This is a genomic window from Ciceribacter sp. RN22, assembly GCF_024054295.1.
GTDB classification, from domain to species: Bacteria; Pseudomonadota; Alphaproteobacteria; order Rhizobiales; family Rhizobiaceae; genus Allorhizobium; species Allorhizobium lividum.
Genome location: NZ_JAMXLD010000028.1, coordinates 1 through 2417 on the forward strand (window position 1 = coordinate 1; position 2417 = coordinate 2417).

General features: G+C 57.3%; 2 protein-coding genes and 2 pseudogenes. All 4 read left to right on the forward strand.

The features are described from left to right. The first annotated feature begins 182 nt into the window (after positions 1–182). A complete protein-coding gene (locus NHF53_RS23530; protein ID WP_252836376.1) occupies positions 183–605 on the forward strand; it encodes a BspC domain-containing protein in 423 nt (140 codons plus the stop codon). Positions 606–661: 56 nt separating this feature from the next. After that, a pseudogene (locus tag NHF53_RS23535) lies at positions 662–925 on the forward strand (carbohydrate ABC transporter permease); the annotation flags it as partial. Further along, positions 918–1804 (forward strand): annotated as a pseudogene (locus NHF53_RS24225) (carbohydrate ABC transporter permease). The pseudogenes NHF53_RS23535 and NHF53_RS24225, both read left to right, overlap by 8 nt. 500 nt (positions 1805–2304) lie before the next feature. Then, on the forward strand, positions 2305–2417 hold a 113-nt coding region (locus NHF53_RS24360; RefSeq protein ID WP_374591335.1), incomplete at its 3' end, for a LacI family DNA-binding transcriptional regulator.

Here is a 2417-nt window from a genome sequence, read left to right on the forward strand (position 1 = left end):
GCCATTCCGCTGCTCAGGTGAATATCCATTCAATCGGGAAACAACGGGCACGATGCGGAGATGATCACGATGGATAAACGGCTATTCTCGTTGTCGATCCATTTCGTGACGGAAAGCGCCGAAGTGGCACAGTTCGTTCGAAGTCAAATATTGTCCGAAATCCGGACGTCAGGAGCAAAGCAATGAAATCCATGAGATTGTTGATGATCACCGCAATCGCGCTCGCGAGTGTTTCCGGGCCGTCCCGGGCCGAGGCTCCTCCCAGGAAATCCGCCGACTACAAGGGCAATTACCGGACGCTCGTGAAAGATCAGCACGCGTCGCCGCAGATCGCCGACTGTATCGCCACCGGCCACGATCTCGTCAAGAAGAGCAGAGCATTTGACCGTCTCGGCTTCACCGACAGCGACGTCAAAGGAACGAAGGTCAAGCGCCAGACCGGTACGTTCAGCCCGGCGGATCGATCGGTCGTCTCTACGATAGTCTCGGTTCCGGGGCAGGCGCGAATGCGTTCCGGGTCGGTCGACTGGACCGACATCACGCTGCGTTGCGGCTTCAGGAAGGATAGTCTGCGCGCAATCGAGATCAAACCGAAGGCACGTTAGTCAGAGCATGCGGCGAAGGACGTCCTTCTCTTCTCCTTTGTCCATCGGTATTGCCAGTCACCATGCCCTCCTTACGGCCGACACATGTCTTTGTTCTGGTAGTCACGACTATCCGGGCGTTCAAGCTCTATGGACAGGTCGCCATTCTGACCCAAGGTGGTCCGAAGTCCACAACCGAGACTGTCGTTCATTACATGGTCCGCCTCGGTTTCGAAGAGCACAAGCTTGGCTACGGGTCGGCGGTCTCCGTGATCCTATCCCTTATCGTTCTGGTGATCGCACTTGTGCAACGCCGGCTCACGAGGCATTTCTATGTCTGAAACACTCACCTCCTCGTCGAGGAAACGCGTGCGGCCTGCCCCATCCGGCGGATCGCGCATCATTCAGGCAGCAAGCGTCTTTGTTGTCGTACTCGTGGGCCTCTCGCCTCTCTTCATTTTGGTGGTCGCCGCACTCAAGGACGATCGTTTTCAGATACTCTCTGACATGGGAAGCTCTCGTGCCTTCTGGGTGGATGCCTCGACGCTCAACACCTTCCGCGACGTTGGCCATTTCTCCGGCGAATTCGCTTTCGGTCGCTATCTATTGAATTCGTTGTTGATTCTCGCGACCACCGTTGTCCCGGGACTCATCGTCAACTCCATGGCGGGTTTCGTCCTCGCTTCGGGTAGGTTGCCGGGGCGGCTAGCTGTCCTCGCGATTGTGATCGCGCTCTACGCCATGCCGCAAGAAGGAATCTTCATGCCCCTCTTGGTCATGGTGTCCCGAATGGGTTTGTCGGACACCTTTGTCGCTCAGATAGTGCCCTGGGTGGCAAGTCCGCTTTACACCTTCCTCTTCTATCAGTTTTTTCGCAACTCCCACGGGCGCTCTATGAGGCCGCCATCGTCGACGGCGCCTCACCCTTCCGAATCTGGCGGTCGATCTATCTACCTCTCGGCATGCCCGCCGTCGCTACTGCGTCGATCTTGATGGGCGTCGATACGTGGAATCAGTATCTCGGGCCCGTACTCGTCGCCCACAGCGATCGCACGCACCTTATCTCCGTGGTCGTCGGCGCATTCTTTGGACAGGACAGTATTCGCTGGGATAATGCCATGGCGGCATCGGTCCTGATGATGATTCCGATGCTGCTTCTGTATCTTGCGTTCCAACGCTGGTTTGTCAGCGCATTCGTCGGCTCGGCGGTCAAAGGATAGTGATGGCATTCTGCGCTCTGCCTTTGGATTCCCGCCAGCAACACAACATTCTCCCGGTCCCCGGCCAGATTGTGACAGGCTGGGTCCCGACCTCCTGCTCGGCAGCCGCGGCTCCTGCGGACGCATTGGCGCATCGTGCGGACCGCAGCTGCCCGGAGACACAGGCACCGAGGCGGTTGCCCCACAAAAATCTATGGTAATATAGTGACTGTAGGCTGGTACCGAGAGGAGATTGGCTGAATTTTGGTCGCTTCAATCGCACTGGATAGGAGGTACGCTTGTCGGAATCCAACTCGTGTGAGCATGCGTTTGATCAAAGCGATCGTGAGAGTGGAGAACTCTCACAATCAGGCAATAACGGATCCGGAAGTCAGCACGTAACACCATGCAAGACACCACAATGAGGCTTTTGCGCGTGCCAGGCGAGAAGTTCAGAGATCGAACAGACTTGGCTGCCCTATGGCGGCAGCGGATCCAGCCCAAGGGTGGAGGCTATCCTGATGCATAAAATCCCGTCGCAACGCGAAATCGCAAAGCGGGTCGGCACATCGCTCAAGACCGTGTCACGGGTCATCAATGGTGACCCGCGCGTGAAAGCCGAGACGCGCGCGCG